This is a genomic window from Pseudarthrobacter sp. TE3704 (genome assembly GCF_056279405.1).
The window spans coordinates 423,629-444,916 of the sequence record NZ_JBWCCJ010000002.1; the positions used below are offsets into that span (position 1 = coordinate 423,629).

Consider the following 21,288-nt stretch of genomic DNA (forward strand, 5'->3'; position numbering starts at 1 on the left):
GGCGTGCAGGCGGCAAGTGCCGGACTGTGCACACACGGATTTGCCGGATCCATTGACCGGGCAGTCCTAATACTAGTCCCCCCGCGGCCGGCCGGCTTAATCATGCTTAATCAGCCGGCGAAGGTTCCGCCTGGGCCTGCCTGCGGACGGAAATCACGCGCTGCACCACGGTGACGAAGCTTGCCAGCGCGAGCAGCACCAGGGTCACCAGCAGCACCACAGATGGAAGGCCCAGTCCGGTGAACCCGGTCACCACCAGGACCGAAACCAGGCGTTCGGCGCGCTCGGCTATCCCCACATTGGCCGTGAACCCGAGCGACTCCGCCTTGGCCCTGGCGTAGGAAACCACCATGCCCAGGACAAGGCAGACCATGGCGGCCATGGCGATAGGGGTATCAGCGCCGCCGGTGAAGAACCACACGGCCAGCCCGGCGAAGAGCGCGCCGTCGGCGATCCGGTCGAGGGTGGAATCGAGGAAGTTTCCCCAGCGGCTCTTGACGTCCTGCATCCTGGCCATGATGCCGTCCAGGACGTCGGAGAAAATAAAAGCCGTGATGAAAAGTGTTCCCCACCAAAGTTGCCCCAGCGGGTAAAACACCAGGGCTCCGACCACCACACCGGCCGTACCGATGATGGTCACTGCGTCGGGCGAAACACCAATTTTCAGGAGCCAGCGGGCAAGCGGAGTAAACAGGGCGGTGAAAAAACCGCGGGCGTGCCTATTCAGCATCCGTCTCCCCGGGCCAGGCGTCGGCCACCTGCTGGCGGACCTCGTCGAGGGTCTGGGTGATGGCCTTGGTCTGGGCAATGATGGGGAAGAAGTTCCCGTCCCCGCCCCAGCGCGGAACGATGTGCTGGTGCAGGTGGGCGGCGATTCCGGCGCCGCCCACCACGCCCTGGTTCATGCCAAGGTTGAAGCCGCCCGGGTTCGCCACCTTCCGCAGGACCCTCATGGCCGTCTGCGTCAGGTCGGCGAACTCCGCCGTCTCCTCCAACGTCAGGTCGGTGTAATCCGGGATGTGGCGGTAGGGGCACACCAGCAGGTGCCCTGGATTGTAGGGAAAGAGGTTCAGCACCACGTAGCAGGTCTTCCCGCGGTAAACGATGAGCGCGTCCTCATCGGTCCGGCCGGGCCCCACGCAGAAGGGGCAGTCATCTTCATTCTTGAACTGGTGCTGCCCGCCCTTGATGTAGGCCATGCGGTGCGGAGTCCACAGGCGCTGGAAGGCGTCCGGGACACCGGCGAGGTCAAAGTCGTCGGTAACGCCGGCATCACCTGGATACCCGCCGCCTGTGTTCTCCTGCACGGTGCTGTTCCGTTCCCTAGCTGGTCCGGTTACGGACGGCTTCCGTGATCCGCTTGACGGCCTCTGCAACCGGCACGCCGTTGTCCTGGCTTCCATCACGGAAGCGGAAGGACACGGCGCCGGCTTCGGCGTCGTCGCCGCCGGCGATCAGGACAAAGGGGATCTTGTCCTTGCTGGCAGTACGGATCTTCTTCGGGAAGCGGTCCGAGGACGTGTCCACCTCGGCGCGGATGCCAACCGCCTTAAGCTGGTCGACGACGTCGAACATGTACTCGTTGAACGTCTCCGCCACGGGGATGCCCACCACCTGGATGGGGGCCAGCCAGGCGGGGAAGGCACCGGCGTAGTGCTCGGTGAGCACGCCCATGAACCGCTCGATGGAGCCGAACAGGGCGCGGTGGATCATGACGGGCCGCTGCCGCGTGCCGTCGGCCGCCTGGAATTCGAGTTCGAAGCGTTCCGGCAGGTTGAAGTCCAGCTGGATGGTGGACATCTGCCAGGTGCGGCCGAGCGCGTCCTTTGCCTGGACTGAGATCTTGGGACCGTAGAAAGCTGCTCCGCCCGGATCGGGGACAAGTTCCAGCCCTGACTCCTGGGCCACCTCGGCGAGGGTCCTGGTGGCTTCCTCCCAGGTGGCGTCGTCGCCGACGTACTTTTCGGGGTCCTTGGTGGAGAGTTCGAGGTAGAAGTCGTTCAGCCCGTAGTCCTTGAGCAGGCCCAGGACGAAGTTCAGCGTCTTGGTGAGCTCGTCCTTCATCTGTTCGCGGGTGCAGTAGATGTGGGCATCGTCCTGTGTCATGCCGCGCACCCGGGTGAGGCCGTGCACCACGCCGGACTTTTCGTACCGGTAGACGGACCCGAACTCGAACAGTCGCAGCGGAAGCTCGCGGTAGGAGCGCCCGCGGGACCTGAAGATCAGGTTGTGCATGGGGCAGTTCATCGGCTTCAGGTAGTAGTCCTGCGCCGGCTTGCGGATGGTGCCGTCGGCGTTGAGTTCCTCGTCGACGCGCATCGCGGGGAACATGCCCTCCTTGTACCAGTCAAGGTGGCCGGAAACCTCGTACAGGTGGCCCTTGGTGATATGGGGGGTGTAGACGAACTCGTAGCCGGCCTCGACGTGGCGCTGGCGCGAGTAGTCCTCCATCTCCTTGCGGATGATGCCGCCCTTGGGGTGGAACACAGGCAGGCCGGATCCCAGCTCATCCGGGAACGAGAAGAGGTCCAGTTCGGAGCCGAGCTTGCGGTGGTCGCGGCGTTCGGCCTCGGCGATCCGCTCCTGGTAGGCCTTGAGGGCATCCTTGGTGGGCCACGCCGTACCGTAGATCCGCTGCAGCTGCTGGTTCTTCTGGTTGCCGAGCCAGTAGGCGGAGGACGAACGGGTCAGGGCGAAGGCGTTCGAGATGAGCTTGGTGTTGGGCAGATGGGGGCCGCGGCAAAGGTCGCACCAGACGGTGGTGCCTTCCTTGCGTTCCACATTGTCGTAAATGGTGATGTCGCCTGCGCCGACCTCGACGTTGACGCCTTCGCCAGCTTCGGCGGCCTCGTTCTTCTTGCCCAGCAGCTCGAGCTTGTAGGGCTCGTTCTTCATGGCCTCGCGGGCTTCGTCCTCGTTGACCACGCGGCGGACGAACTTCTGGTTCTGGTTGATGATCTTCTGCATCATCTTTTCGAGGGTCTTGAGGTCCTCGGGGGTGAAGGGCTCCGCGACGTCAAAGTCGAAGTAGAAGCCGTCCGTGATGTAAGGGCCGATTCCGAGCTTGGCGTCCGGGCGCAGCTGCTGGACGGCCTGGGCCATGACGTGGGCGGTGGAGTGGCGGAGCACGTTCAGCCCGTCGGGGGAATCGATGGTGACGCCTACGATGTCGGCGCCCTCCGGAAGTTCCTGGTCCAGGTCCTTCAGCTCGCCATTAACGCGGGCCACAACAACGTCGCGGCGCTCAAAGAAGAGTTCCGCACCGGTTGTCCCGGTAGTCACCTTGGTCTCTTCGCCATCGACGAGAAGGGTGATCTGCTGGGCATCTGACACGGGTGTCTCCTATTCAAAGTTAAGGCTTCATAGCTTGTGGCGTACGGGGACCACAGCCAGCCATCGTCAATGCTATCGGTTCAACTGAGGGCCGACCAACGCGGCGCACGGCATGCTCAGCCGTTAAATCCCGTGATGGCGAGGCTCCTGCTGATCCCGTCCAGGGGGTGGGGCACATCCTGCCCGGGCGTGGAGGGGTCCGGAAACGGAAGGGTTTCGGTCCTGCTCAGGTCCCAGGCCATGCTGGCGCTCAGGCTGATCCCACGCGGGCCCGTCCGGCGTGTGGTGCCCCGGATCAACAGCAGCCGGGTGCCAAACAGGAGCATGCCGGCGTTTTCCTGCGCTTCGTGGAAAAACACCGAATCGATGCATCCGGTGCCGTCGTCGATGCTGATGAAGACCACCCTCCTGCCGCCCCTCATGGGAGGCGTCTGGGTGGCAACCCGCACGCCGGCCACCAGCACTTCCGTGCCGTTGCGCAGGCCAAGGAGTTTGTCTGCGGTGATGACGCCCAGCCTGTCCAGCATGGGCCGGTGGCTGTCCATCAGATGCGAGCTGACATCAACCGCCATCAGGTCAAGCTCCGCACGGACATTGTCCACCAGCGTGGGTGCCGGCAGCCCCGGGCTGACGTTGCGCAGTTCAACATCGCCCAGCGGGAGGGACAGTTGCCCCTCAAGGACTTCAACCCCCTTTTTGCTGCTGCTGGTTGCCTGGAGCTTCTGCAGATGGTGCACCAGGTCAGCCCGGTTGGCCGTGCCTCCCGCCTCCCGGTGCAGGGAATCAAAGGCGCCAAGCTGCGCCAGCCGCTTGATGCTCGGCTTACTGATTCTTGACCGTGCCCGAAGGTCCGCCAGGGAGTCGTAGGGCTGGCCTGCGACGATTCTTTTCAACTCCGTTGCAGAGAGCCCGTAAATACCATTAAGGCTCAGCCGGATCCCCAGCTTGCCGGCATCCTGCCCTGACCTGACCCGTTCCACCCGGTATTCGGCTTTGCTCAGGTTGATGTCCAGGGGAAGGATCGGGATGCCAAGCCTTCGCGCTTCCGCCACCAGCAGCCGCTTGGGGTACATCCCGGGATCGTGCTCCCACAACCCGGCAAGGAACGCCTCGGGATGGTGCGCTTTCAACCATGCTGACTGGTAGGTGGGGACAGCGAAGGCAGCTCCGTGAGCTTTGCAGAACCCAAAGCTGGCAAAGGACTTCAGGGTTTCCCATACCTTGTCGATGACATCGGGGGAAAAATTCCTGGCCTTTGCTTGCTTGCGGAAATACTCCTCAACCTGGGATTCGCCATCCTCGCTGCTGAGGGCCCGGCGGAACTCATCGGCCTTCGCAAGCCCGCAGCCGGTCATCACGTCGAATGTCCTGAGGATCTGTTCGTGGAAAACCGTCACCCCGTGGGTTTCCTGAAGAACAGGCTTCAGGAGCGGGTGGGGGTAGACCTCGGGGGCGAATCCGTGCCGGTGTTCCAGGAAGGGCCGCACCATGTCAGATTTCATGGGACCGGGACGGAACAGGGAAATATCAATGATGAGGTCGTTGAACTCCCGCGGCGCCATCTTGCCGATCAGTTCACGCTGGCCCGGGGATTCGATTTGGAAGCAGCCAAGGGTGTGCGTGCTCCTGATCAGCTCGAACGTGGCTTCATCATCGAGGGGCACTGCATTGAGGTCGATGTGGCCGTTGTCCGCGATGTAGTCAGGTCCCGACCCGCCCTGGCCGGGAGGATGATTCCCGGCAGCCACCACGTCCTCTTTCGTGGGATGGATGCGGATGATCTCCCGGACAGCAAAAGCCATGGCGCTTTGCATCCGGACACCCAGGACATCAAGCTTGAGCATGCCCATGGGATCCATGTCGTGCTTATCGAACTGGCTCATGGGCAGCCCGAGACCGCTGGGCTGGACCGGGGTGCGGTCCAGCAGGGAGGCATCACCCAGGATCACTCCGCAGGGATGCATGGAAATGTGGCGGGGCAGCCGGTCAAGGCGTTCAGTCAGGTCAACCAGCAGGTCCAATTGCTGGTTTCCGGCAGCATCGCGCCGCTCAACCCTTCCGGCAAACTCCCGCAGTTCAGGCTTTTCCTGCAGCGCCTCCCGGAATTTGCCGGCCGAAAAACGCCACAACTGTTTGGCGATCTCCCCTACCTCGCCGTCGTCCATGCCCAGCGCCATACCGGCGTCGCGCACGGCACCCCTGGCGCGGTAGCCGTTCTGCATGCTCATCAGCGTGACGCGTTCGGCACCGAACCTCTCGAAAATCCGCCGGTACACGTTATGGCGCTCCGCGCTTTCGACGTCGATGTCTATGTCAGGAAGAGTGGCACGGTCCTGGGAAAGGAAGCGTTCAAAGATCAGGTCATGCTGGAGGGGGTTTACCTGGCTGACATCAATCAGGTAATTCACCAAGCTGGAAGCCCCCGACCCCCGGGCAGCAGCACGGACGCCCATCTCCTGGATCATCCGTGACACTTCAGCGACGGTGAGGAAGTAGGAGGAGAAGCCAAGATTCCGGATGATGCCCAGTTCATGCTCCAGCCGGGTAAGCATGTCCCTCTCCCCGGCTCCGCTTATCCCGGGGAACCTCCTGCCGATTCCGGCGTGGCAACGCTGGACCAGTTCATCATGGGGATCCTGGTTGATCCCGATCACCGAGGCCTCCGGAACCACCGGTTGTTTCCACCCCATGTCCGTAGTGGGATCGATCCGGCACAGATCGGCGAGCGCCTCGGTTTGGGTCATCAGTTGTTTGAGGTCTGCGGCGCCAAATCCTGCTGCGGAAATGATCTCCTTGCCAAGTTGGAGCATCTGGGCCGATGTTTTCAGCCATCCCTGGCCGGTGGGCTGCAGCATGGGCTCCCTGGCAAGTTCCGGCAGGGACTTCAGGGTGCGGGCAGAGTCAAGCACATCGGCAGTGGGCGCTCCATCCGCCGCGCAGTACCTGACGGCGTTGGTCAGGATCGCCGGGATGTGGTGTTCTTCGGCGAGCCGGAGCATACGCACCGCGTGGGAGGTACTCAGCGGGGAACCTGGGGGACTTAGCTGCGAGACAATCTCGGCAACCACTGTCCCGCCGGGCATGACGTCCAGCCACTGCTTGAACAGTGTCCGAGGCCGGAGGTATCTCCGCCCTCCCATGGCCAGGCCGACGTCCGAATCCGGCCCGAGCAGGACGGTCAATACCGGCTTGAGTGTGTGGGGGTCAAGGGTCCGGGAGGCAAGCTCGGCGCGTGTGACAGCCACCGGGACGGCGCCCCCGGACTTCCCTGAGGTCCGGGCATGGGCATCAGAGACCAGCCGGCATAAGGCACGGTACCCTGCCCCGTTGTTATGGCCGCGTGCAAGCACCACCACCCTGCCCGCCACCTGGGTGCGGTGATCGCCGTCGTCGTCAAAGACTGCAAGGTCCACCCCAACAATGGGATCGATTCCTGCCGCCATGCATGCCTTGAGGTGCTTGATGGTCCCGTACAGGCCGTCGCGGTCAGTGCAGGCGAGCGCTGTGGCACCGTCAGCTGCCGCGCTTTGGGCAAGTTCTTCCGGCCAGGAGACGCCATAGTGGGCACTGAATGCCGTGGAGACGTGAAGATGCGTAAAGCTCATGCTGGTGAGGGTCGGAGGCCGTCATGGATCCGCAGCAGCCGCCAGCGGCCGCTGCCAATGTGCCGGGTGAGGTCGAGGGTGAGCGGTTCTTCCTGCTGCCGAGGGGCGCTTTCGCCGGCTTCAACCGGCAGTACCTGGACACGCCAGATTTCGTGGTCAACCACTCCCTGTCCGCTTCCGAGCGGTGCCCGGCTTACTTCATCCCACCATTGCCGCCGTTCATACCAGCGGACTGGTTCAGCACAGACAGCGTAGGAACGTCCTGACCAGGTAAGGCTCACCGGCTGGCCGTCAGGAGCGCAGGCAACATCAACGGATTCGCTGAACATGCCCATGGGCGCCTCCCGGTGAAACTGGACCTATTCGAATATGTATTCGAATAGGTCCAGTCTACGCCCGGTTCCCGGCCAACGCATCTACAGGTGGACAAAGAAGCCCCGCCGGCTTCCTCCGTTTCCTCTTCACAGGGGTGGACGGACCGTACGCCAGGGAGCAGGATTGTGCCATGGACACCAAAGACGCACTCCTCAAGCAGGTCAGCATCAAAGCCCAGGACTCAACCCTGGTGGCCACCTTCGACCTGGACGGCACCATTCCGGGCTCCGGCGCCTACGTGGTGGGGCTTGTCGCAGCCAGCCCGGACTATTCATCCCAGCGGCGGCTCGGCATTGAATTCATGAACGGCGAACCCATCGCCTTCTACTCGTTCAGCCACGAGCAAAGCACGGAAGAGAACTACGACCTCTCGGGCGTAACCCACTCAGAGAACACCATCACCGGCCACTTTCCCCTCGCTGCCATTAATGGGCTCGGAAAGTCACACGTCATGACAGGCTTCAGCGAGGCGGACGGCCGGGAATTCCAGTCCGGCGTTCCGGTGGATGAAGCACTGTAAGAAGGCGTGAGCTGACCTGTAAAGGGTCAGCTGTTTTCTTTGTGGACCCGCATCTCGAGCTCGATGAAGCCGGAGATCATGGCGCGGTAGGTTGATTCGACGATGTCCGGATCGATGTCCTTCTTTTCGGCCGCGGACCGGACATGTTCGATGATCCGTTCCACCCGCCCCGGGGCGCGGACTTCAGCGTCGTCGCCCTTCAGGGTTCCGGCGATGCGGATCAGCCGTTCGCGGCGGGCGATGAGGGTGACAATCTGCTCATCCACTTCGTCAACAGCAACCCGGACGGCAGCGAGCTGTTCCTTGTCGGCCAAAGCGTCTCTATCGTTTCCTTGAATTGTTGCCATCGTCTGACAGTATCGAAGCATGCAGCCCCGAGTCGACTTCATCTCATTAGGTGTCCGCAGCGTCCCGGCGTCCCGTGCCTTCTATGTTGAGGGCCTCGGCTGGCCGGTCCATCAGGAGGTCCCCGGCGACGTCGTCTTCATCCAGGTAAACCACGGCCTGGTGCTCTCGCTGTGGGACGCCCGGCAAATGCAGGCCGAGGCGGGCGTCAGCGCTCCGGGTCCGGTGCCGTGCATCACCTTGAGCCACAACCTCGGCAGCACGGAAGAGGTGGACCGGGTCATGGCGGAGGCAGCAGCGGCGGGGGCCGCCATCATCGCCGAGCCGGTGACGCAGCCCTGGGGCGGCTACAGCGGCTACTTCGCCGACCCCGACGGTTTCCGCTGGGAAGTTGCGTACAACCCCGCCTGGGCCGTGGACGACGGCGGCGCGGTCACCGTATAGGGCGGCGGCAGCGTCCCTGGGCTGCTAGAGAATCCCGGGCTGCTAGAACAGTGCCTCCACCGGCTGGATCAGTTCCGGCCCGTTGTTACGAACGTTGCCTACCTCCTTGCCCACGGACTCCACCCGCCAGTCCGCTGCCACGTCCTTGACCCCCGACCGCACCAGGTCCACCAGCCCGGCGGCGTCATCCACGTCGGGATCGAGCCACGCCTGCATAGTCGCCTTGTCCATGGGCAGGGGAACCCGGTCATGCAGTGCGGTCAGCTTTCCGAAGACCGTCGATTCACTGCCCGGGGGCGGCGTATCGGTCGTAAGGATGGACGTTGAAAGCAACCACTGGCCCGGTTCCCCGGCTGGGACGGACGGGTCCTTCCACCACTCGTAGAGCCCGGCAAAGACCAGGCCCCGGTTTTCTCCGGGATGCACGTAGTAGGGCTGCTTCGATTTCCCGGGGCCCTGTTTCCATTCGTAGTACCCGTCTGCCGGCACCGCGCAGCGCCGGGACTGGACGGCCTTGCGGAAGGCCGGCTTCTCCAGCACCGATTCGCTCCTGGCGTTGATCATCCGTGACCCGATGCCGGGATCCTTCGCCCAGGAAGGGACCAGGCCCCACTTTGCAACATGCAGCTGGCGTACCTGCTTACGAGTCGGCCCGTCGTCAATCAGCCGTTCCAGGACGATCGGGACATCATCGGTGGGCGCCACGTTCCACGAGGGCGGGATGCTCACCTCGTCCTCCAGCTCGGCGTCGAACTCTGCCAGGAGGTCCCCCACGGCACGTGCCATCACATAGCGTCCACACATGGCTCCAGCATGCCATCGGCGCCACATACTGTCATCCACGCGGCACCGGGACCGCCGGGGCAGGGGGAATACCGGGCGGCGCGCTACCGTTGACAGGAACGAAACCTACATCGACGCAGAGGAGAATTCTGTGGACTTCACTCCCGAATCCGGCACCATCACCATGTTTTCCACCACCTGGTGCGGTTACTGCAACCGGCTCAAAAAGCAGCTGGACGCGCAGGGCATCGGCTACACCGAGATCAACATCGAGGAAGTGGAGGGCACGGCCGAACTCGTGGAGCAGCTGAACGGCGGCAACCGCACCGTTCCCACGGTCCTGTTCCCGGACGGCACAGCCGCCACCAACCCCTCCGCCGCCGAGGTCAAGACGCGCCTGGCAGCATAACCACCGCGGCCGCCCGGCCGTTCGAACCGTTGCGGGTCATGCCCCCAGGCTGCTGAATGAAGCAGTTTCCAGGGTGGCATGGCCCGCATACGTCTGCAGGACTGCCTCCACCACGGCCTCCACATGCACGCCGGGAACCAGATCGTCCACCGCCCCGGCCGTGGCAGGGTCCCACTCCAGCCCCAGGGCTGCGTAACTGTCGGTCAGGACTTTCCGTATCGGTGCGGAGTTTTCCACCACAATCACCGAACTGAAAAGCCACCCGCCGGCAACCACCCGCTGCGCTGTGCCCACGAGCTTCACGCGGTGCGCCGGGCGGGCGGGATCAGTGCCGTGCACGCTGAACTCGCCGGGGCAGTATTCACCGGGTATTTCCCCGACAGCCGCCTGTACCCCTGCCCTGCGCAACGCCTGGGCAAACAACTCCCCGAAGTGCCCGAACCGGGTCTTGGAGCCGGCAATGGCATCCGGGTCCGGCTCGATGTGATCCACTACCAGTGTGCCCTGGTGGTAGGCGGCGGCGCGTCCCCCGGCCCTGCGGACCAGCGGCTCGAAGCCGTTGGCCCTGCATGCCTGCGCGGCTGCTTCGAATCCCGGCAGGCGGGTGTCGCGCTGGCCGAAGGCGACGGTGGGGGCGGGCCGGTAGAGCCGCAGGGTTGGCCCGATCTCCCCGGACCTGGCCCTGGCCAGGAGCTCCAGCCCGAATTCCAGGTCACGGCCTGCTCCCAGCGAGGCTTCCTGCCGCACCACTGTCAGTGTGCGGGGTCCCGGACCGGCGTCATGCATGTTGCTGAGCTCCCTTGTGGTCTTGCCATTCCTTGTTCTTGCCGCCGCGTTCGCCGCGATTGACGCCGTCTGACTCTGGCGGGCAAGCCCCACCTAGGTTACGCCGTAGCCTTCCAGATCATTTACATCGCGGCATCGTGTTCGCCTCGGTTCAGCCCCCGGATCACAGGCCGCGGCGCCCCACCCACAGGCCGTGGAGCAGCGGCACCACGGACGCTGCCATCAGCAGGTTGCCCAATGCGGAGTCGTCCGCCCGTATCAGGGCCCCCGCAACCAGGAGTGCAGCGAAGACCACGGCCGACGCCGAACGGCGGGCCATGCGGTCCAGCCGGGCAACCTGCCGCTCAAGGCGCGGGTTGGCAACAGGGAGGTTCCCCTCCTCAGCCCGGGTGATGAGGCCGTCCAGCCGCCCGGGCAGCCGAAGGGCGAGTCCCCCGGCCTCAAGCGCCTGCCGGGCGGCGTCCTGCACGATGTTGCCGCGCTCTTCGCGCAGCAACCGGGCCGCATACGGTTCCACCGAGTCCCAGAGGTTGTACCGGGCGTCCAGGGAGCTGCACACCCCCGATGTCAGTGATACTGCGCGGATGATGAGCAGGAAGTTCTCCGGCAGCTGGAATGGCAGTGAACGGACCACGTCACCGAATTCCACCGCGAAGTCACGGAACTCGCGTGGATCCACCTCGCGAAGTTCCGCGAAACCCATCCCGCCGAACCGGGCGAAGAGATGCGTCATGGCCCGCTCCAGCTCCACGGTGTCGGCCGCCGGTACCAGGACTCCCACTTCACGGATGGCGGCAACGAGTCCCTTGCCATCACGGGCTGCGGCAGCGATCAGGAGCCTGCGAAGGCCGGTGCGGGTGGAGGCAGTGACCTCGCCCATCATGCCGAAATCGATGAACGTCAGTTTCCACGGGTGTTCCCCGGCGCCGGCAGGTGCGGGGGTGACGAAGATGTTGCCGGGGTGGGGGTCGGCATGGAAGAAGCCGTTGGTGAACAGCTGGTCGAACATGACCGCGGCGAAGACGGGAGCCACCGCCGCGGGGTCGATGCCGGCCGCACGAAGCGCAGCCACGTCGGTGATCTTGATGGCCGTGACATCCTCGAGGGTGAGGACGCGGCGGGTGCACCGCTCCCAGACGGGCAGGGGCACCTGCACCCGGACGTCGCCGGCAAAATCGGCGGCGAAACGCTCGGAGCTGGCAGCCTCGTGAATGTAGTCGATCTCCTCAAAGCTGGTCTGCGCGAATTCCTCCACCAGGGCGGGCATGTCGGCACGCTCGGAGACAAAAGTGAAGTGGCTGAGCCAGCCCGCCACCCTGCGCAGCGCGGCCAGGTCGACATCGACGATCGCGTCAATCCCCGGACGCTGCACCTTCACCACGACGTCCTTGATCCCGAACTCGTCGGCGTCGTCAGGAAGGAGCCGCGCACGGTGCGCCTGGCCCAGGGATGCGGCGGCGAGCGGAGTTTCCTCGAACATGGCGAACGCCCGCTCAAGCGGGAATCCCAGTTCGGACTCTGCAAGGGCGCGGATGGCAGGGAATGGGACCGGCGGAACCTCGTCCTGAAGGCCCTCGAGCTCCTCGGTGATTTCGGGTGGCAATACGTCAAGCCGGGATGACAGGAACTGGCCCACCTTGATCATCAGGCCGCCCAGGTCCACGGCCAGGACATGGAAACGCCGGGCGAAGCGCTGCATCCTCTGCGAACGGGTCCGTGCGGCAACCCTGGCCAGCCCGATCCTTGGGAGGAACAGCTCGAACCACCAGGTGACTGCCAGGTTCCAGGCAGCGAACCGGAGGATGCGGCGGTAGCGGGCACGGGTGTCTCCCGCGCCGGGTGCCGGAGCGGGCCGGCCCCGGCGGATGGGCGGCACCCGCGTCAGTCCTGGGCGAGAATCGAGTACATCCGGCGGCGTGCCTCCTCGAGGACCGCCACGGCCTGCCTCACCTGTTCGGGTGATCCCGTGCGTCCCACCTGCGCTGCTGCCTGGGCGAGCTCAACGCCCGCCTTGGGCAGGGACATGAATTCGGCCCCGCCGTGCGGGCCTGCTGCGTCCCATGGAGCCGATGGATGGTCGCGGGCAACTTCCTCCCGGCCGGCTTCGGTGAGGCTGTAGATCTTGCGGCCGTTGGATTCCTCGGCACTGATGACGCCCTCGTCGGCCAGCAGTTGAAGCGTGGGGTAGACGGAGCCCGCGCTCGGCTTCCAGCTGCCGCCGCTCCGGTCCTCAATTTCGCGGATGATCTGGTAGCCGTGCATGGGACGCTCTGCCAGCAGGGCCAGCACCGCCGCCCGCACCTCGCCCTTGCCGGCGCGGGTGCCCGCGCGCTTCTCAAACCGGGAACGCAGTTCGTCCACAGCCTGCCACAGGCCGTCGATATTGGTGCCGCCGAATCCATATGCCGGGTATGAGCCACGCATGATGGTCTCCTCTGTGAATCGCGAACGATATACAACGATACTTAACGATACAACCGGGGAGGCCCGGCAGGACGGCCCGCCAGAGGAGTCAGGTCCTGCGCAGCGTCAGGATCTGCTCGGCGCGGCCGAACGGGCCCTGCCGGTCGTGCAGGACCGTTGACGTCAGTCCAATCCCGTCCCGGCCGAAGGACACGGCGTTGTCCAGGCCCAGCCACTCCCCCTCCGGGCGGCGGTACATGTGAATCTGCAGGTCCAGGTTGGGAAAGGCGTAGCTGTCCTTGCCGGGTGGAACCCGGGCGGCGATGCCGTTGGCTGTGTCCACCAGCCCCATCAGCCGGGCCAGGTCGCTGCTGTCGTTCCGGTCAGTCAACGGATGGTCGGTGCGGAGCCAGACTTTGCCGGCACCCGGCCGGTGCCCTTCGGCCACGCGCATCTCAAGGGACCTGATGTAGCCGCCGGGCCAAACGGCGGAACCGTCATAGGGTTTGCAGTCGTCGGGCCCGGGAATGGCCGCGTCCTCAATGGCTGCCACGGCGGCGGTGTCGCTGGTAATCATCCGCCAGGCGGTGGCGCGGATGGCGGTCCGGCCGTCGGCGACGAGTTCGGCCTGCAACAGCTCGATGGTCCGCCCGGGCCGGAGGGTGGAGGTTTCAATGTGGGACACGCCGCCAGGGATCAGCCCCAGGATCTCGTAGCTCAGGCGTGCCATCCGCATGTCCGCCCGCGGCTGGTGCCGTTCCAGGGCATCAGCCATCAGGCCGGATGCGGGTGCCATGTGCTGCTCGTGGGCGTTCCAGGCGCCCTGCGCGTGGATGGTGGAGCGGAAGCGGCCGCCGCCCAGGTTTTGGTAGTAGGCATTGCCGTGCGCCAGTTCGGGAAGCTCTTCAGTCAACGGTGACCTTTCGCCGGATCTCAGTGAATTGGCACTAACTCTATCCGTTGGGGCCGGAGGACCGGCCAGCGGGTCGGATTGAAATGTTTGAACGTGGAGGAAGGCGGCGGACTAGACTCAGGAACTGGTCCTGTCAGCATCCCTCGGAAGAGGTGTTCCATGCGCGTCATCAGCTACAACCTCCGCAAGCACAAGGCCAGCGGCGAGCTCCTCGCCCTGGCCCGGAATCATGACATCGATGCGCTGTGCCTCCAGGAGGTGGATTCCAGCGACCTGCCGGAAACCCTGGGTCCCCTGCACCTGGCGGACACCACCAAGGGCAACCGGCTGGGTTTGGCCATCTACTACCGCACCAGCCGCTTCACCGCACTGGACACCCAGTCCTTCGCGCTGAAGAAGTCGATGCATGACAGGGTGCTGGCACCGGCCCATGAGAGGCTGATCGGGACGCGGGTGATGGACAATGACACGCAGCATGAACTGGTGATCGGATCGTTCCACGCCGCCCCGCTCACCGCCTCCAATTCGCTTCGCCGCAAGCAGATCCATGCCGCCCATGCCGAGCTGCTGAGCATGGGCAAGGGCCTGATGACCCTGATGGTGGGCGACTTCAACTACCCGTTCTTCACCAAGAACCTTGATATCCACATGAAGAATTCGGGTTATGCGCTGTCCCTGAGCAACCGCCGCACCTACACCCGGTACAAGGTGTTCAAGGGCCACTTCGACTTCGCGACATCGCTGGGCCTGGACATCCAGAGCGTGGAGACACTTCCGCGCGGCAACTCAGACCATCTTCCCATCCTGGTCACTGCCGAATACGGCCCGGACTACTAGGCAGCCCGCTTTACGGGGACGCCAGCCGCTCCCGCAATGCAGGCCATGCCGTCGCGAATCCGGGGTGCAGTTCCTTCGATTCCACCTCGCCCAGCGGAACCCAGAGCAGTTCAATGCTCTCGGGATCGCTGATCACCGGATCGAAAGGCTCCCGCACCAGCACCACCACCGTGGTGTAGGACCAGTAGCCGAGATCCAGCACCGAGGTGAAGAGCACGTCCACGCCCGCAGGCGGCACCGCCGCTTCCTCGTAGGCTTCGCGGAGGGCCCCGTCAACGGGTTCTTCGTTTTCGTGGAGGGCCCCGCCCGGCAACCCCCAGGTACCGCCGTTGTGGCTCCAGACCGCCCGGTGCTGGAGCAGGACGCCTTTGGACGGGTCATAGGCAAGCACTCCCGCAGCCCCGAACCGGCCCCAGTAGCGGCCGCGCTCCCCCTCCACCCAGGCGTCGCCGGGATCCCGGGGACCGGTACGGACGGGCGGAGTGGAGGATGCTGCGGAGGCCGGTGAATGATCCATCACGCCAGTCTGCCAGCTCATCCATCCTGGGCCCAGCACACCGCCCGGCCTCAGGTGCCGTGCCCGCGTTCGACGGCGAAATCACCGCCGGGGTACATGATGGTTTCGTGTCCGTCGTCGAAGCGGACCAGGTAGGGCGGTGTTCCGCCCTGGCCACGCACTTCAACGATCACCCCGTGACGGTCCGTGGATCCCACAGTCCTTCCGTGGACGATGATCCGGTCACCCTGCGCTGCCTCCATGGCAATCACCTCCAGCCCCCAGATTACGTCCACGCGGCGGGCCGGAACAGGCCCCGCATGGCAGGATTTCCCTATGCCGCTCAGCCTCCTCCTGATTGCCGATACCCATGTCCCCAAACGGGCCAGGGACCTTCCCGCCCAGGTGTGGTCCGCCGTCGAACACGCCGACGTGGTGTTCCATGCGGGGGACTGGGTGGAAGCGGCATTGCTGGACCGGTTCGAACAGCGGAGCCGTTCGCTGGTGGGCGTGTACGGGAACAATGACGGACCGGACCTGCGCAGCCGCCTCCCCGAAACGGCGCACGTCACCGTGGAAGGCGTCCGTTTTGCCATGGTGCATGAGACCGGGCAGGCCAAGGGGCGGGAGTTGCGGTGCGAGGCCCTTTTCCCGGATGCCGATGTCCTGGTTTTCGGGCACAGCCACATCCCCTGGGACACAACCTCCCCGGGTGGCCTGCGGCTGCTGAACCCGGGCTCTCCCACGGACCGCCGCCGGCAGCCCGCCTGCACTTTCATGACGGCGACGGTCGACGGCGGCAAGCTCACGCGGGTGCGCCTGGTGGAAGTCCAGCGGGTGTAATCACGGGTTGGCAGGTGGCCGCTCGATGCCTAGGCTTGAACGGTAAGCATGCTTAGCTTTTGGAATCCACCAACCACCAGGAGGACCACCATGACAGACCAGTACACCTTCCGTAACCCGGTCACCGCCTATGAGCAGATCTCCCCGCCGGAACAGCACCAGCCCGAGCCCGGCCTGGATGCGGAGCTGACGCCCAAGGCGGACCTCGGGGAGGACACCTACCGCGGTACCGGCCGTCTGGAGGGCCGGAAGGCGATCGTCACGGGGGCGGACTCCGGGATCGGCGCGGCGGCGGCCATCGCCTTCGCGCGGGAAGGGGCCGACGTTGTCCTGTCGTACCTGCCCCAGGAGGAGGAGGACGCTGCCCGGATTGCCGGCATCATCGAAGCCGCGGGCCGCAAGGCCGTCAAGGTTCCCGGGGACCTCAAGGACCCGGTGGTCTGCCGCGAGGTCGTGGACACGGCGGTGGCTGTCCTGGGCGGCGTGGACATCCTGGTCAACAACGCGGGCAAGCAGGTGGCGCAGGAGGAGCTGGCCAACATCACCGACGAGCAGTTCGACCACACGCTCAAGACCAATGTGTATGCGATGTTCTGGCTGACCAAGGCCGCACTGCCGCACATGCCTGCCGGTTCCACCATCATCAACACCACGTCCGTACAGGCCTACAACCCGTCGCCGACGCTCGTGGACTATGCCACCACCAAGGCCAGCATCAACAATTTCACCAAGGGCCTGGCGCAGCAGCTGGCGCCCAAGGGCATCCGGGTCAACGCCGTTGCGCCGGGGCCCATCTGGACCCCGCTGCAGGTCAGCAGCGGCCAGCCGAAGGAGGACCTGCCGGAGTTCGGGCAGTCCACTCCCCTGGGCCGCGCCGGGCAGCCCGCGGAACTTGCGCCCGCGTACGTGTTCCTCGCCTCTCCGGAGTCCAGCTTCGTCATTGGTGAAACGCTGAACGTCAACGGCGGCAGCCCCACGCCGTAGCGGCTACGCGCCGTCCTGTTCAGCCAGCAGGGCGTCGGTGGCTTCGTCCGGCTGGCCGTCGAAAAACTGGGCCAGGACGGTTTTGAACACCGTTTCGCCCGGCGCGGCGCGGAGGAAAAGGGTCATGGACGACTGCAGTTTGCGGGCGTCGATGCCGCCCAGGATGTCCTCTGCGGCGCGCCCGGCGTGGTTGGTGAGTGCTTGGGCGCATTCGAGCAGGCGCGGTCCCAGCACGTCGTGCTCAAGGTATCCGCGGGCTTCGGCCAGCGAACTGATGGCATATGTCCGGGACGTTGCGCTGTGCCCCAGGCCCGCGATCTGCGGAAAGATGAACCACATCCAGTGGCCGGATTTTCGGCCCAGCTGCAGCTCTGCCAGCGCCTGATCGTAGGTTCCGCCGCTGTCCTGCGCCGAGACGAAGCGTTCGAGGTCAAAGGGCTCGTTCATGGCTGTCTCCTTGTGGTGGGGCTTCTGGTCTGGCTTGCTGGTCAATCAGGGCCGCCGCCTGGCGCAGCCGTGTATCCGGGTCCTTCCGCCACCGGGCCAGGACAACGTCCGCCCTCTGCCGGTCCCGGTCGGGCAGCCCGGCAAGCAGCGGCACCACCACATCGGCCACCAGCGGATCGGCGAGTTCCCAGGTCTGCGCGGAGCGGAGGAAGCCCTCCATCCGGGTAAGGTCGGAGTGCCGGAGGACACCCACCCTGGACTGGAGCAGCACCACGGCCGCCAGCCGCCGTTCGAAGACGGGCCGGGCGCCCGGCTTCGGCTGGCCCCACAGGGCGGAGGCGAGCAGGACCACGCCGTCATGGTCCAGGTCCTTGTACTTCCGGAGTGCATCGCGGACGGTTCCCCGGACTGCGCCCACCGAGGAACCGTAGGAGGCGAGGGCCCCGCCCAGCCTGCCCCCGACGTCGTCCGCCCGGTACCAGGCACCCTCGTTCTTCAGCGTGCGGTCAATGAATCCTGCCGCCGCCGTGACAGTGTCCGCGGCGCCGCTCACTGGCGCCCCGCCGCAGCGTGGTTGATGCAATACGGCGTCCAGGGCCGGGCCTCCAGCCGCCCTTCGGCTATGGCTTCACCGCACACGGCGCAGCTGCCGTAAGTCCCTGCCGCAAGGCGTGCGAGGGCGGCTTCCACCTGGTCCAGGCCTGCGCTGCTCTGCTTCAGAAGCGCCGAAGCCTGCGAGAGTTCGAAGGCGATGGTGGCGCCCTCCGGATCGTGTTCGTCATCCACATTCGAGTCCTGGCGGGCCGAGTTGGCCGACGCGATGTCCGCGCGAAGGGACGGAAGCAGGGCCACCTTCCGTTGCCGCTCCTCCTCGAGCATGATCCGGAACCGTTCGAAATCAGGCATGTGAAAAGCGTAACCGCCCGTGCATCCAGTGGGGGTCAGTACCAGTTTTTCGCCACGGAGTGGTTCCAGGCCGCGCACGGCGAGCCATACCGTTCACGGATGTAGCCAAGGCCCCACTCGATCTGCGTGCGGTAGCTGGTGAGCCAGTCACCGCCGGCGCTGGCGTACTTTCCCGGCGGCAGCGCCTGCGGGATTCCATACGCGCCGGAATAGGGGTTGGTGGCGGTGGTCAGCCAGTTGGATTCCTTGGTCCAGAGCTGGGCGAGGCACAGGAACTGGTCCTGGCCCCAGCCATAGGCGCCCAGGCGGCCGGAGGCATAGGTCTTTGCCCCCGCCGGATCGTTGACGGCGCCGCCGGGCACGGAAGGTACGACGACGGCGGGCGGGACAGGCGGGACAGCAGGCGCCGGCGGAGGTGCTGGAGCGGCGGGAGCCGCCGGGACAGGATTCGCCTGTGCCGGATTAGGAGGGGCCGGATTGGGAGGGGCGGGGTTCAGGAGGCCAGGATTCGCGGCCGGCGGATTCTGAGCTCCGGCACCGGCACCATTGGCGGCGGCTGCCGCGTGCCGACGGGCCTGTTCCTCGGCGGCCGCCCGCTTTGCCGCCCGGGCTCCCTCATAGGCGGCGAGCGCCGCCTGGCCCTGCCGGTACTCCTCCTCCACTGCCGCCGTCGTCCCCTTGAGGGAGGCAAGCTGTGCGGTCAGTTCCCCGCTGCGCCGCTGTTCCTCCCCTATGTGTCGCGCCACTGCATCCTGTGCGGAACGCGCTGCGTCCAGTTTGCTTTTTGCCTCCGCGGAAAGGCGCTCGCGCTCTGCCCTTGCAGCCTTCTCCCGGTCGGCCAGCGAGGCAGTGATTTTCCCGCCGGCCGCCGCCTTGTTGACGAGGGCTGCGGTCTTGTCACCCACAATGTGAACGACGTTGAGTCCATGGACGCTGTTGGCCTCCAGGGCGTCCAGGGCCACGAAGAAACCCATGGCTGTCCCGCCGGTGCGGTAGGACTGGGCGGCCAGCGCTCCGATCTCCCTCCTGTGCTGCAGCAGTTCAGCGCTTGCCCGGGCAGCCTGCGCGGCCAAGGCGTCCACCCTGGCGGTGGCGGACTGCAGGGCGGCGTCGGCCACGGCATAGTCCGCAGCCGATGTCACTGCGGCGCTCCCCAGCGACTCGGACTGGGCCTGGAGACCGCTGAGCAGGTCATTGATCCTGTTGATTTCGGCGGCCTTGCCGGCCGCCGTTTGCTGGGCCTTCTGCACGTCCTCCCAGGACGGATACCCGCCGGGCGGCGCCTCGTCCGCGGACGCCGGGAGCAGCACGGCCGAAGCGGTGAAGGCAACGGCCAGCAGGCCTCCCAGCAACGGGGATCTCGCCTTGGTCACGAACGGGGACATAGTTCCGAAGCCTACCGGTGGCACAAAGGCCCCGTGGGTCACAGTAGCCACATCGTTACATTTCCGTGTGGTGGATACGAAAGCTGAAGACAGCTGTCGCGTAGCACCCGATTCCGCCCTCGGGGCAGTGCCGATCCTAGACTTGTCCCATGGGCGGGAACAGCGCACCGGCACGCACTCGAGCGCTCCTTCCACGCCTTCGCCGCCTGCGGCTCCTGGCCGCAGCGGCAGCGCTGGTGGCGGTACAGGCAACGTCGGCCTGCACGCCGACGCCGGCGCCGCGGGCTACCGGGCCGGCACCGACTGCCGCAGCAGGGCAAGGACCCATAGCTGTCGAGCTAAACCAGTCGCGGGACCAATATGGCAAGCCTGAGGTCCAGCTGCAGCTCACCAATACGTCGGACGCTGCTGTGACGGTGATCCAGGCCGAAGTCATCTCTCCCTTCTTCAAAGGAGCGATCAGCTGGATGCCCGCCGGGGGTGGCATCGAACTGCCGCCCGGCCAGCCGAAAAGCCTGCCGGCGGCGCTTCCCGCTGCAACGTGTGAGGAGCACCCGTCCCCGGACGGGGAAACGGCGACGGCCACCGTGCTCGTGACCTCACCCGGACAGGCCCGGCGCCGGCAACTGACCTTCAACGCCTCAGATCCATTCGGGGTCCTCCGGCGCAACAATGGCGAACTCTGCCTCGCCACCGCAGTAGCCGCCGTGGCGGACATCCGCCTGGGCACCCAGCTGGAGGTGGCGCCGGACGCGCGCACTGCCGTCGTCCATCTTGTGGTGGCCCCGCACATGGCAGCAGATAGGACAAACCCGGACCAGGCGGCCCGATCCCTGACCATACGGAGCATCGGCGGCACTCCCCTGCTGGCCGAAGCGCCCTGGAATCCCTGGCCGGAAAACCTCACCGTCGCGGCGGGTGACGGGCCCAGTCAGTTCCCATTGCACTTCCGCCCCGCCCGCTGTGACCCGCATGCAATTGCGGAGGACAAAGTGGGCACTGTCCTGCCTCTCCACGTCACTGTCAACGCCAGGGAGGGACCCATCCGCGTTCCAGCAGAAGCAGTGTTACGTGCGCAACTTTATGACTTTGTTACGCGGTCCTGCGCGCAGGGTTAGCAGCGGACTATTAGGCGAGGTCAAGACGGGATCCTTCTGTGCAATCAAGACGATTGCCTAATCCGAGAGGAGGGCCTCGTATGTTATCCAAATGTGACAATCAGCGGCTGGGCGGGTTATGGTCTTTCACGTGTCCCTCCCAAGCGGGACATTCCCCTCAGCATGCCGAGCCCTGCCGCTGATACGGGATTCAATCGCTTTCCTGTTGGCAGGGACGGGGGAACCAAGTTTCCGCGGCTTTTTAAAGCCTTGGGGTTAAGTCGACAGCGCCTCGTTCCGTTCGGGGTTGCTTTCGGCCGGGTATCTCCAACCCGAACCCGACAGCTCACCCCGCAGGCATGGGAGAGGCGATCAAC

Annotated in this window: 24 protein-coding genes and 1 riboswitch; of the genes, 7 read left to right on the forward strand and 17 right to left on the reverse strand. The window is 65.4% G+C overall.

Going from position 1 to position 21,288, the window contains the following annotated elements; translation table 11 throughout:
• Nucleotides 1-106: 106 nt before the first annotated feature.
• From pgsA to ACZ9BC_RS05930, 5 genes are all read right to left on the reverse strand, one after another.
• Nucleotides 107-730, reverse strand: a complete 624-nt coding sequence (gene pgsA, locus ACZ9BC_RS05910) for a phosphatidylinositol phosphate synthase (RefSeq protein ID WP_476245139.1) — start codon at nucleotides 728-730, stop codon at nucleotides 107-109.
• Nucleotides 720-1,307: an HIT family protein gene (locus ACZ9BC_RS05915; protein ID WP_476245140.1), complete on the reverse strand. Its 588-nt coding sequence runs from the start codon at nucleotides 1,305-1,307 to the stop codon at nucleotides 720-722. Before ACZ9BC_RS05915 ends, pgsA begins: the two co-directional genes overlap by 11 nt.
• A gap of 16 nt (nucleotides 1,308-1,323) precedes the next feature.
• Nucleotides 1,324-3,333 carry a threonine--tRNA ligase gene (gene thrS, locus ACZ9BC_RS05920; protein WP_476245141.1) on the reverse strand — a complete coding sequence of 670 codons (2,010 nt, stop codon included), beginning with the start codon at nucleotides 3,331-3,333 and terminating at the stop codon, nucleotides 1,324-1,326.
• 116 nt (nucleotides 3,334-3,449) lie between these two features.
• The gene (locus ACZ9BC_RS05925) at nucleotides 3,450-6,938 is read right to left on the reverse strand and encodes a DNA polymerase III subunit alpha (protein ID WP_476245142.1); all 3,489 of its coding nucleotides are present in this window, start codon (nucleotides 6,936-6,938) and stop codon (nucleotides 3,450-3,452) included.
• A complete protein-coding gene (locus ACZ9BC_RS05930; RefSeq protein WP_476245143.1) occupies nucleotides 6,935-7,273 on the reverse strand; it encodes a DUF6504 family protein in 339 nt (112 codons plus the stop codon). Before ACZ9BC_RS05930 ends, ACZ9BC_RS05925 begins: the two co-directional genes overlap by 4 nt.
• Nucleotides 7,274-7,443: 170 nt before the next feature.
• On the opposite strand from ACZ9BC_RS05930, the gene ACZ9BC_RS05935 reads away from it, so the two are divergent.
• The gene (locus ACZ9BC_RS05935; protein ID WP_476245144.1) at nucleotides 7,444-7,833 is read left to right on the forward strand and encodes a hypothetical protein; all 390 of its coding nucleotides are present in this window, start codon (nucleotides 7,444-7,446) and stop codon (nucleotides 7,831-7,833) included.
• A 26-nt stretch (nucleotides 7,834-7,859) separates the two neighbouring features.
• On the opposite strand, the gene ACZ9BC_RS05940 is transcribed toward ACZ9BC_RS05935, so the two are convergent.
• Nucleotides 7,860-8,180, reverse strand: a complete 321-nt coding sequence (locus tag ACZ9BC_RS05940) for a chorismate mutase (protein WP_476245145.1) — start codon at nucleotides 8,178-8,180, stop codon at nucleotides 7,860-7,862.
• 19 nt (nucleotides 8,181-8,199) lie between these two features.
• Here ACZ9BC_RS05940 and ACZ9BC_RS05945 point away from each other — a divergent pair, with 19 nt between their 5' ends.
• Nucleotides 8,200-8,622, forward strand: a complete 423-nt coding sequence (locus ACZ9BC_RS05945) for a VOC family protein (RefSeq protein WP_476245146.1) — start codon at nucleotides 8,200-8,202, stop codon at nucleotides 8,620-8,622.
• A 42-nt stretch (nucleotides 8,623-8,664) separates the two neighbouring features.
• Here ACZ9BC_RS05945 and ACZ9BC_RS05950 read toward each other — a convergent pair whose 3' ends face one another.
• The gene (locus tag ACZ9BC_RS05950) at nucleotides 8,665-9,426 is read right to left on the reverse strand and encodes an SOS response-associated peptidase (RefSeq protein ID WP_476245147.1); all 762 of its coding nucleotides are present in this window, start codon (nucleotides 9,424-9,426) and stop codon (nucleotides 8,665-8,667) included.
• Between the two features lie 130 nt (nucleotides 9,427-9,556).
• On the opposite strand from ACZ9BC_RS05950, the gene ACZ9BC_RS05955 reads away from it, so the two are divergent.
• Nucleotides 9,557-9,814, forward strand: coding sequence for a mycoredoxin (locus tag ACZ9BC_RS05955; RefSeq protein WP_079596246.1), 258 nt, complete (start codon nucleotides 9,557-9,559; stop codon nucleotides 9,812-9,814).
• Between the two features lie 36 nt (nucleotides 9,815-9,850).
• Here the strand turns inward: ACZ9BC_RS05955 and ACZ9BC_RS05960 are convergent, their stop codons facing one another.
• The 4 genes from ACZ9BC_RS05960 to ACZ9BC_RS05975 form a co-directional block, all read right to left on the reverse strand.
• A complete protein-coding gene (locus ACZ9BC_RS05960; RefSeq protein WP_476245148.1) occupies nucleotides 9,851-10,600 on the reverse strand; it encodes a lipoate--protein ligase family protein in 750 nt (249 codons plus the stop codon).
• 163 nt (nucleotides 10,601-10,763) lie between these two features.
• Nucleotides 10,764-12,476: an ABC1 kinase family protein gene (locus tag ACZ9BC_RS05965; protein WP_476245149.1), complete on the reverse strand. Its 1,713-nt coding sequence runs from the start codon at nucleotides 12,474-12,476 to the stop codon at nucleotides 10,764-10,766.
• A 5-nt stretch (nucleotides 12,477-12,481) separates the two neighbouring features.
• Entirely contained in the window at nucleotides 12,482-13,024 is a 543-nt protein-coding gene (locus ACZ9BC_RS05970; RefSeq protein WP_476245150.1) for a PadR family transcriptional regulator, read from the reverse strand.
• Between the two features lie 88 nt (nucleotides 13,025-13,112).
• On the reverse strand, nucleotides 13,113-13,916 hold the full coding sequence (locus tag ACZ9BC_RS05975; protein ID WP_476245151.1) for a thioesterase family protein: 804 nt from the start codon (nucleotides 13,914-13,916) through the stop codon (nucleotides 13,113-13,115).
• Between the two features lie 159 nt (nucleotides 13,917-14,075).
• Here ACZ9BC_RS05975 and ACZ9BC_RS05980 point away from each other — a divergent pair, with 159 nt between their 5' ends.
• Nucleotides 14,076-14,753 (forward strand): endonuclease/exonuclease/phosphatase family protein, encoded by a 678-nt coding sequence (locus tag ACZ9BC_RS05980; protein ID WP_079596251.1) that lies wholly within the window; start codon nucleotides 14,076-14,078, stop codon nucleotides 14,751-14,753.
• Nucleotides 14,754-14,763: 10 nt separating this feature from the next.
• Here ACZ9BC_RS05980 and ACZ9BC_RS05985 read toward each other — a convergent pair whose 3' ends face one another.
• Nucleotides 14,764-15,270, reverse strand: coding sequence for an NUDIX domain-containing protein (locus ACZ9BC_RS05985; protein WP_476245152.1), 507 nt, complete (start codon nucleotides 15,268-15,270; stop codon nucleotides 14,764-14,766).
• Nucleotides 15,271-15,320: 50 nt separating this feature from the next.
• Entirely contained in the window at nucleotides 15,321-15,512 is a 192-nt protein-coding gene (locus tag ACZ9BC_RS05990; protein ID WP_275730002.1) for a DUF1918 domain-containing protein, read from the reverse strand.
• Nucleotides 15,513-15,585: 73 nt separating this feature from the next.
• Here ACZ9BC_RS05990 and ACZ9BC_RS05995 point away from each other — a divergent pair, with 73 nt between their 5' ends.
• Nucleotides 15,586-16,092 carry a metallophosphoesterase family protein gene (locus tag ACZ9BC_RS05995; RefSeq protein WP_476245153.1) on the forward strand — a complete coding sequence of 169 codons (507 nt, stop codon included), beginning with the start codon at nucleotides 15,586-15,588 and terminating at the stop codon, nucleotides 16,090-16,092.
• A gap of 90 nt (nucleotides 16,093-16,182) precedes the next feature.
• Nucleotides 16,183-17,076 (forward strand): glucose 1-dehydrogenase, encoded by an 894-nt coding sequence (locus ACZ9BC_RS06000; RefSeq protein ID WP_079596253.1) that lies wholly within the window; start codon nucleotides 16,183-16,185, stop codon nucleotides 17,074-17,076.
• 3 nt (nucleotides 17,077-17,079) lie between these two features.
• Here ACZ9BC_RS06000 and ACZ9BC_RS06005 read toward each other — a convergent pair whose 3' ends face one another.
• Genes ACZ9BC_RS06005 through ACZ9BC_RS06020 form a run of 4 tightly spaced genes read right to left on the reverse strand, consistent with a single transcriptional unit; the run spans nucleotide 17,080 to nucleotide 19,802 of the window.
• Entirely contained in the window at nucleotides 17,080-17,523 is a 444-nt protein-coding gene (locus tag ACZ9BC_RS06005; protein ID WP_476245154.1) for a DUF1810 domain-containing protein, read from the reverse strand.
• Nucleotides 17,507-18,076: a DNA alkylation repair protein gene (locus ACZ9BC_RS06010; protein ID WP_476245155.1), complete on the reverse strand. Its 570-nt coding sequence runs from the start codon at nucleotides 18,074-18,076 to the stop codon at nucleotides 17,507-17,509. Before ACZ9BC_RS06010 ends, ACZ9BC_RS06005 begins: the two co-directional genes overlap by 17 nt.
• Nucleotides 18,073-18,429 (reverse strand): TraR/DksA family transcriptional regulator, encoded by a 357-nt coding sequence (locus tag ACZ9BC_RS06015; protein WP_079596256.1) that lies wholly within the window; start codon nucleotides 18,427-18,429, stop codon nucleotides 18,073-18,075. The genes ACZ9BC_RS06010 and ACZ9BC_RS06015 overlap by 4 nt, the downstream gene beginning before the upstream one ends.
• 35 nt (nucleotides 18,430-18,464) lie before the next feature.
• The gene (locus ACZ9BC_RS06020; RefSeq protein ID WP_476245156.1) at nucleotides 18,465-19,802 is read right to left on the reverse strand and encodes an aggregation-promoting factor C-terminal-like domain-containing protein; all 1,338 of its coding nucleotides are present in this window, start codon (nucleotides 19,800-19,802) and stop codon (nucleotides 18,465-18,467) included.
• A 161-nt stretch (nucleotides 19,803-19,963) separates the two neighbouring features.
• On the opposite strand from ACZ9BC_RS06020, the gene ACZ9BC_RS06025 reads away from it, so the two are divergent.
• On the forward strand, nucleotides 19,964-20,932 hold the full coding sequence (locus ACZ9BC_RS06025; RefSeq protein ID WP_476245157.1) for a hypothetical protein: 969 nt from the start codon (nucleotides 19,964-19,966) through the stop codon (nucleotides 20,930-20,932).
• 185 nt (nucleotides 20,933-21,117) lie between these two features.
• Nucleotides 21,118-21,286: riboswitch (cyclic di-AMP (ydaO/yuaA leader) on the forward strand.
• The last annotated feature ends 2 nt before the right edge of the window (nucleotides 21,287-21,288 follow it).

Excerpts from the sequence above, each read along its gene's own strand:
- ACZ9BC_RS06005 (WP_476245154.1), bottom strand. The coding sequence starts at position 17,523 with ATGAACGAGCCCTTTGACCTCGAACGCTTCGTCTCGGCGCAGGACAGC.
- ACZ9BC_RS05950 (WP_476245147.1), bottom strand. The coding sequence starts at position 9,426 with ATGTGTGGACGCTATGTGATGGCACGTGCCGTGGGGGACCTCCTGGCA.
- ACZ9BC_RS06025 (WP_476245157.1), top strand. The coding sequence starts at position 19,964 with ATGGGCGGGAACAGCGCACCGGCACGCACTCGAGCGCTCCTTCCACGC.
- ACZ9BC_RS05935 (WP_476245144.1), top strand. The coding sequence starts at position 7,444 with ATGGACACCAAAGACGCACTCCTCAAGCAGGTCAGCATCAAAGCCCAG.
- ACZ9BC_RS05940 (WP_476245145.1), bottom strand. The coding sequence starts at position 8,180 with ATGGCAACAATTCAAGGAAACGATAGAGACGCTTTGGCCGACAAGGAA.
- pgsA (WP_476245139.1), bottom strand. The coding sequence starts at position 730 with ATGCTGAATAGGCACGCCCGCGGTTTTTTCACCGCCCTGTTTACTCCG.
- ACZ9BC_RS05930 (WP_476245143.1), bottom strand. The coding sequence starts at position 7,273 with ATGGGCATGTTCAGCGAATCCGTTGATGTTGCCTGCGCTCCTGACGGC.
- ACZ9BC_RS05990 (WP_275730002.1), bottom strand. The coding sequence starts at position 15,512 with ATGGAGGCAGCGCAGGGTGACCGGATCATCGTCCACGGAAGGACTGTG.
- ACZ9BC_RS05980 (WP_079596251.1), top strand. The coding sequence starts at position 14,076 with ATGCGCGTCATCAGCTACAACCTCCGCAAGCACAAGGCCAGCGGCGAG.
- ACZ9BC_RS05925 (WP_476245142.1), bottom strand. The coding sequence starts at position 6,938 with ATGAGCTTTACGCATCTTCACGTCTCCACGGCATTCAGTGCCCACTAT.
- ACZ9BC_RS05945 (WP_476245146.1), top strand. The coding sequence starts at position 8,200 with ATGCAGCCCCGAGTCGACTTCATCTCATTAGGTGTCCGCAGCGTCCCG.
- ACZ9BC_RS05970 (WP_476245150.1), bottom strand. The coding sequence starts at position 13,024 with ATGCGTGGCTCATACCCGGCATATGGATTCGGCGGCACCAATATCGAC.
- ACZ9BC_RS05995 (WP_476245153.1), top strand. The coding sequence starts at position 15,586 with ATGCCGCTCAGCCTCCTCCTGATTGCCGATACCCATGTCCCCAAACGG.
- ACZ9BC_RS05960 (WP_476245148.1), bottom strand. The coding sequence starts at position 10,600 with ATGCATGACGCCGGTCCGGGACCCCGCACACTGACAGTGGTGCGGCAG.
- ACZ9BC_RS06000 (WP_079596253.1), top strand. The coding sequence starts at position 16,183 with ATGACAGACCAGTACACCTTCCGTAACCCGGTCACCGCCTATGAGCAG.
- ACZ9BC_RS05985 (WP_476245152.1), bottom strand. The coding sequence starts at position 15,270 with ATGGATCATTCACCGGCCTCCGCAGCATCCTCCACTCCGCCCGTCCGT.
- ACZ9BC_RS06015 (WP_079596256.1), bottom strand. The coding sequence starts at position 18,429 with ATGCCTGATTTCGAACGGTTCCGGATCATGCTCGAGGAGGAGCGGCAA.